The sequence below is a fragment of the bacterium genome (genome assembly GCA_020440705.1).
Taxonomy (GTDB): Bacteria; Krumholzibacteriota; Krumholzibacteriia; order LZORAL124-64-63; family LZORAL124-64-63; genus JAGRNP01.
The window spans coordinates 1-6564 of the sequence record JAGRNP010000167.1 but is presented as its reverse complement, the minus strand read 5'-3'; the positions used below and the strand labels follow the sequence as shown (position 1 = coordinate 6564).

The 6564-nt window shown below is 73.0% G+C and carries 6 protein-coding genes; all 6 read right to left on the bottom strand.

Annotated features, from left to right (window positions below; genetic code table 11):
* Nucleotides 1-1398: acetyl-CoA carboxylase biotin carboxylase subunit (locus KDM41_16685; GenBank protein ID MCB1185063.1), on the bottom strand; the 1398-nt coding region annotated here is incomplete at its 3' end.
* Nucleotides 1395-2258, bottom strand: coding sequence for an enoyl-CoA hydratase/isomerase family protein (locus KDM41_16680; protein MCB1185062.1), 864 nt, complete (start codon nt 2256-2258; stop codon nt 1395-1397). The genes KDM41_16680 and KDM41_16685, both read right to left, overlap by 4 nt.
* Before the next feature lie 8 nt (nt 2259-2266).
* On the bottom strand, nt 2267-3874 hold the full coding sequence (locus tag KDM41_16675) for a methylcrotonoyl-CoA carboxylase (protein MCB1185061.1): 1608 nt from the start codon (nt 3872-3874) through the stop codon (nt 2267-2269).
* A 135-nt stretch (nt 3875-4009) separates the two neighbouring features.
* On the bottom strand, nt 4010-4684 hold the full coding sequence (locus KDM41_16670) for an OmpA family protein (GenBank protein ID MCB1185060.1): 675 nt from the start codon (nt 4682-4684) through the stop codon (nt 4010-4012).
* A gap of 97 nt (nt 4685-4781) precedes the next feature.
* Nucleotides 4782-5147, bottom strand: a complete 366-nt coding sequence (locus KDM41_16665) for a cupin (GenBank protein ID MCB1185059.1) — start codon at nt 5145-5147, stop codon at nt 4782-4784.
* A 33-nt stretch (nt 5148-5180) separates the two neighbouring features.
* Complete coding sequence (locus KDM41_16660; protein ID MCB1185058.1) at nt 5181-6335, bottom strand: MFS transporter; 1155 nt, start codon at nt 6333-6335, stop codon at nt 5181-5183.
* Nucleotides 6336-6564 lie beyond the last annotated feature (229 nt).

Here is a 6564-nt window from a genome sequence, read left to right as displayed (position 1 = left end):
GTCGTGCCAGTCGGGCAGGTGCTCGTCGAGGAACCCCGTGTGCAGGGCACCGTCACGGAAGGCCTCGTGCTGCAGGATCGCCAGCAGGTAGGCGATGTTCGTCGTCACGCCCAGCACGGCGTAGCGCCGCAGGGCGGCCACCGCCCGGTCGATCGCCGCCCGCCGGTCGTCCCCGTGCAGGCTCAGCTTGGCGATCATGGGGTCGTAGTGCATGGAGACCTCGTCGCCCCGGCGCACGCCGCTGTCGATGCGCACGCCCGGGCCCGACGGCTCGTCCAGCACGAGGAGCCTGCCCAGCGAAGGCATGAACCCGCGGGCCGGGTCCTCGGCGTACAACCGGCACTCGATGGCGTGACCCCGCGGCCGGATGTCCTCCTGCCGCCAGGGCAGGGGCCGGCCCTCGGCCACGCGGATCTGCGCCCGGACCAGGTCGGCGCCCGTGACCAGCTCGGTCACCGGGTGCTCGACCTGCAGCCGGGTGTTCATCTCCAGGAAGTAGAAGGCACCGTCCTGGCCGAGCAGGAACTCCACCGTGCCGGCGCCCTCGTAGTCCACCGCCGCGGCCGCGGCCACCGCCGCGGCCCCCATGCGGTCGCGCAGGGCCTGGTCGAGGGCCGGCGAAGGCGACTCCTCGATGATCTTCTGGTGCCGGCGCTGGATCGAGCACTCCCGCTCGCAGAGGTGCACGTGGTTGCCGTGGCGGTCGCCGAAGACCTGGAACTCCACGTGGCGCGGCCGGTCGATGAACTTCTCCACGTACACCGTGCCGTCGCCGAAGGCGCCCCGGGCCTCGCGCGCCGCCGCCTCGCAGGCGGCCACCACCCGGTCGGGCGACGTCACCAGGCGCATGCCCTTGCCGCCGCCGCCGAAGGCCGCCTTGATCATCAGCGGGTAGCCCACGCCGTCGCACACGGCCTGCACCGCGGCGGCCGGATAGCTGCCGTCGGCGTCCGGCGCCGGCAGCAACGCCCCGGGCACGACCGGCACCCCGGCCTGCTCCATGATCGCCCGGGCCGCGGTCTTCTCGCCCATCTTCGCGATGACGTCGGGCGAGGGCCCGATGAACACGAGCCCCGCCTCGCCGCAGGCCCGGGCGAAGGCCGCGTTCTCGGCCAGGAAGCCGTAGCCCGGGTGCACCGCGTCGGCGTCGGTTTCGCGGGCGACCGCGATGATGCGGTCGCCGCGCAGGTAGGATTCCGCCGGCGCCGCCGGACCGATCACCACCGCCACGTCGGCCAGGCGGGCGGGCAGGGCGTCGCGGTCGGCCTCGGAGCACACGGCCACCGTGCCGAGGCCGAGCTCGCGGCAGGCGCGGATCACGCGCACGGCGATCTCGCCGCGGTTGGCCACGAGCACCCGGCTGATGGGACGTTCGGTCTCGAACTGCTCGTTGCTCATCGCTCGTCCTCGTCCGGTTGCGGGGGCAGGGTCCATTCCTCGTCGCTCGCCCAGGGCGCCGGCTGCCTGGCGAAGAAGGCCTGCAACGCGGCCTGGGCTTCGGGCTTGGTGCGGGCTTCGGCGATCATGCGCGCCGAGAACTCGGCGCTCTTCGCGTAGCCGAGCGACGCGACGCCCTCGAGCAGCGCCTTGCAGAAGCCGAGGGCCTGGGGCCCGGCGGCGAGCAGGGCGTCGACGACCCCGGCCACGGCCTGGTCGAGGCCCCCCGGGCCGGCCGCCACGTCGACCAGCCCGATGCGGTGGGCCTCGTCGCAGTCGAAGATCTCGGCCGTGAGCATGAGGCGCCGCGCCGCCGCGCCGCCGATGCGGGCCACGACCAGCGGCGAGATCACGCCGGGCACGAGTCCCAGCTTCACCTCGCTGAAGCAGAACCGCGCCTCGGGCGCGGCGACCACGATGTCGCACGCCGCCACGAGCCCCACGCCGCCGCCGTAGGCCGGCCCCTGCACCCGCGCCACCACGGGCACCGGGCAGGCGCGCACGGCGCGGAACATGGCGCCCATGTCCAGGGCGGCGGTCATGTTCTCCTGGTAGTCGGCCGCACCGAGTTCCTTCATCTCGCCCAGGTGGGCCCCGGCGCAGAACACCGCGCCCGTGGCGGCCAGGACCACGGCGTGGGGCCGGTGGCGGCCGCCGGGCCCGACCTCGCCCCCGGTCGGCGGCAGGGGGTCGCGGAAGGCGAGCTCCTCGAAGAGGGCCCGCAGCGACGCGATCGTCGCCTTGTCGAAGGCGTTGCGCACGTCCGGCGCGTCGATCGTCACGACGAGCACGCGTCCGGCGGCCTGCTGGCGGATCGCCATGGCTCCCCCTACATCCGGAAGACGCCGTACCGGACGTCGTCGATGGGCGCGTTGAGCGACATGGCCAGGCCGAGGCCGAGCACGTCGCGGGTCTGGACCGGATCGATCACGCCGTCGTCCCACAGGCGGGCGCTGCTGTAGTAGGCGTGGCCCTCCTGCTCGTACTTGGCGAGGATCGGGTCGACGATCTCCTTCTCCTGCGCCGCGCTGAGGGTTTCGCCGTGGCGCGCCAGCTGGTCCTTCTTCACCTGCAGCAGCACGCCCGCGGCCTGCTCGCCGCCCATGACCGAGATCTTGGCCTGGGGCCACATGAACAGCAGGCGCGGCTGGTAGGCGCGGCCGCACATGCCGTAGTTGCCGGCGCCGTAGCTGCCGCCGACCACGACCGTGAACTTCGGCACGGTGCTGTTGCTGACGGCGTTGACCATCTTGGCGCCGTCCTTCGCGATCCCACCGTGCTCGTACTGCCTGCCGATCATGAAGCCGGTGATGTTCTGCAGGAAGACCAGCGGGATGCGCCGCGCGTTGCACAGCTCGATGAAATGGGTCGCCTTGAGGGCCTCGGCGCTGAACAGGATGCCGTTGTTGGCGACGATCCCCACGGTGTAGCCGTGGATGCGCGCGAACCCCGTCACCAGGGTCGTGCCGTAGCGCGGCTTGAACTCGTGCATGCGACTGCCGTCGACGATGCGGGCGATGACCTCGCGGATGTCGAAGGGCAGTTTGGGGTCGTGGCTCACCACGCCGTACAGCTCGTCCGGATCGTAGTGGGGCGCCTCGGGCACGGCGCAGGGCGTGCGTGCGGTGTGGGTCGGGCCCAGGTTCTCGACCACGTCGCGCAGCAGGCGCAGGGCGTGGGCGTCGTCGTTGGCGAGGTGGTCGGCCACGCCGCTGATGCGCGTGTGCACGTCGCCGCCACCCAGCTCCTCGGCCGTGACCTCCTCGCCGGTGGCCGCCTTCACCAGGGGCGGTCCGCCGAGGAAGATCGTGCCCTGGTCCTTCACGATCACCACTTCGTCGCTCATGGCCGGCACGTAGGCGCCGCCGGCGGTGCACAGGCCCATGACGCAGCTGATCTGGGGGATGTCCAGGGCGCTCATGGTCGCCTGGTTGTAGAAGATGCGGCCGAAGTGCTCGCGGTCGGGAAAGACCTCGTCCTGCATGGGCAGGAAGGCGCCGCCCGAGTCCACCAGGTAGACGCAGGGCAGCCGGTTCTCGCGCGCGATCTCCTGCGCCCGCAGGTGCTTCTTCACCGTGACCGGATAGTAGCTGCCGCCCTTCACCGTGGCGTCGTTCGCGACGATCATCACCTGACGGCCGTGCACCTGCCCCACGCCCGTGACCAGGCCCGCCGCCTTGGCGCCGCCGTCGTAGAGTCCGTGTCCGGCCAGGGGGGAGAGCTCGAGGAAGGGCGAGCCGGGGTCGAGCAGCGCCTCGATGCGGTCACGCACCATCAGCTTGCCCTGCGAGGTGTGGCGCTCGCGGGCCTTGTCGCTGCCCCCCTGCCGGATGTCGGCCAGCAGCTCGTGCAGGGCTGCGGTCCGATCCCGGTTGCGCCGGTCGTTCTCGCGGAACGCGGCGTCGGCGGGGTTGATCCTGCTGGTGATCCTCTTCATCGCTCCCTCTTCGTCGGTGGCCACGGGCGCCGGGCGGGGCGCAGAAACGGGCGGCGCGCGACCGTTCGGCCGCGCGCCCATGATAGCGTCAGCGGGAGATCGGGTCCACTCCGACCTCCCCGGCTCCGGAGCCGGCTAGCCGGCCTTCCGCTCCGCTTCCTTCTTCAGCTTGTCGTTGGCCATGATGGCCAGCTCGACCCGCCGGTTCGCCGCGCGGCCCGCCGTCGTGGTGTTGTCGGCGATCGGCTGCTCCTCGCCGTAGGCCATCAGGGTGAACCGGGTCGGGATGACCTGCTGCCCCTCGAGGTAGCGGGCCACCGAGTCGGCCCGGTTGCGCGAGAGCGCCATGTTGTGCTCGGCGCTGCCGGTGGCGTCGGTGTGGCCCTCGATGAGGATCTCCGTGTCGTCGTACTTGTTGAGGATCCCGGCCAGCTTGGTCAGGTTCGTCCGCGCCGCCGGCTGCAGTTCGGAGCGGTCGACGTCGAAGAGGATCCCCGAGTCGAAGGTGATCTTGATGCCCTCGCCGATGCGCTCGACGGTGGCGCCGTCGAGGTCGCGCCGGATCTCCTCGGCCTGGTCGTCCATGTAGTCGCCGATGAGGCCGCCGGCCACGCCGCCGATGGCGGCGCCGAGGATGGCGCCCACGGCCGTGTTGCCGGACTGGCTGCCGATGACCCCGCCGATGGCGGCGCCGCTGCCGGCCCCGATGAGGACTCCCTTGTCCTGGTTGCTCATGCTGGCGCATCCGGCGGCGGCGACCAGGAGGGTCACCAGCGCCAGGGCGATGGATCTGCGGGCGATGTGCGTCATGGGTCTGTCTCCGGTTCGGGTTGGGGGGCGGATGCCCGGTCCAGGTTGTTGCGGGGCCCGCCGGCAGGGGACGGACCACGGGCTGCGTCGACTCGGCTCACTCCTCGTCGCGGTGCACCGTGTCCGGCGCGAACGCCGGCAGGCACACCGCCACGTACTCGGCCCCGCCCGGTTCCGGGCAGGAATAGCGCACCCACTCGCCGGGCCGGGCGACGACCGCCTGGCCGGCGCGGACATCGAGGTGACCGTCCGCGTGCTCGACGCGCAGCAGCCCCGCCAGCACCACGGTGATCTCCTCGAACTCCGGCGTCTGTCCGGGCTCGATCCAGCCCTCGGGGCCGACCATGCGGGCCACGCTGACGGACGTGTGCCCGCTGTTCACCCGGCCGGCGTACTCCTCGATGAGCTTGGGCTTGTTGCCCGCCGCCTGGATGACGGTGGGGGCAGCGATCAGTTCCGGCATGTCCACTCCCGGGTGCTGGGGCGCTGTGATGATTCAGCGCACATGGTCGCCGAATTCGGCCGGCACGGCCAGATCGAATCGCGCGGGCAGGCGCCGGGCCACCAGCCAGGCCACCACCGCCACCCCGGCCAGCGCCGTCAGGAAGCCCGACCATCCGCCGTGGCGGTACACCCAGCCGGGCGCGAACGAGCCCACCACCCCGCCGCCGTAGTAGAAGGCCACGTAGAGACCGTTGGCCCGGCCGCGCTCGTCCACCGCCGCCAGCCGGTTCACGAGGCCGGAAGCGGTGGCGTGCACCAGGAACATGGCCCCGCAGAACACGAACATGCTCGCTCCCAGCACCGGCACCGACCCGGCGGCGAGTCCGGCGAGGGCCAGCACCAGCACGCCGAGTCCGAGCAGGATCGCCGGGCGCTCGCCGCCCAGGCGCCGCACCACGGCCGGCGCGGCCAGGGAGGAGACGACGCCCATGACGTAGCCCGCGTACATGGCCCCGATGCGGGCCGGATCCGCGTCGGGTCGCAGTTCGGTCAGCCGGAACGGCAGGAAGTTCATGATCGCGGCGAAGACGAGGAAGACGGTGAAGATGAGGCCATAGGCGCGGGCCAGGTCGGCCCGCCGCAGCAGCGCGCCGAGCCCCACCGTGCGGCGCCCGGAGGCCGGTGGCGGGGCGTCGCCGGGCAGGCGGACGAGGCCGACGGCCACCGCCAGCAGGCTCACCCCCAGCACCACGAAGCTGACGCGCCAGCCCCAGGCCGCGGCCAGGGCGCCGGACACGGCCCGGCCGAGGAAGCCGCCGACGATGGTCGCCGCCACGTAGACGGCCAGCGCGCGGGGCGCCCCGCCGGTGCGGGCGCGGCGCGACAGGAAGGTCATGGCCGCGGTGAGCAGCGCCGGGATCAGCAGCCCCTGCACGACACGCAGCACCAGCAGCACGGCGAAGTCGTCGGCCGCCGCGAAGGCGAACTCGCTAGCCGCCAACGCCAGCACCGCCACCTGCAGCACGCGCGCCGCGGGCACCCGCTCGAGCAGCAGACCGTAGGCCAGGGGCGCGAGGGCCAGCGGCACGAAGGTGACCGTGGTCAGGGCCGCGGCCGCCTCGCGCGAGACGCCGAAGGCCGCCTGCAGCACCGGCAGCAGGGGCTGCGGCGCGTACAGGGCGGAGATGGTCAGCACCGTGGTCAGCACGGCGGCCGTGGGCGGGGCGGGGCGAGCGGGCGAACCGGTCACGGGCGTCTCCGGCGGGCGGCGGCCCGGGGGTCGGCAAGGGCCTTCAAATCACTTGCGCCGCTTGGGTTTGGTGCGACGGGCCGGCTTGCCAGCCGTCTCGGCGGCGTCCAGGCGCGTGCGCCCGCCCGCGGGGCGGCCCTTGCGGGGGAGCGGACGCCGGCGGGGACGCTTGCCGCCGGCGGCGCCG

Excerpts from the sequence above, each read along its gene's own strand:
- KDM41_16675 (MCB1185061.1), bottom strand. The coding sequence starts at position 3,874 with ATGAAGAGGATCACCAGCAGGATCAACCCCGCCGACGCCGCGTTCCGC.
- KDM41_16680 (MCB1185062.1), bottom strand. The coding sequence starts at position 2,258 with ATGGCGATCCGCCAGCAGGCCGCCGGACGCGTGCTCGTCGTGACGATC.
- KDM41_16665 (MCB1185059.1), bottom strand. The coding sequence starts at position 5,147 with ATGCCGGAACTGATCGCTGCCCCCACCGTCATCCAGGCGGCGGGCAAC.
- KDM41_16670 (MCB1185060.1), bottom strand. The coding sequence starts at position 4,684 with ATGACGCACATCGCCCGCAGATCCATCGCCCTGGCGCTGGTGACCCTC.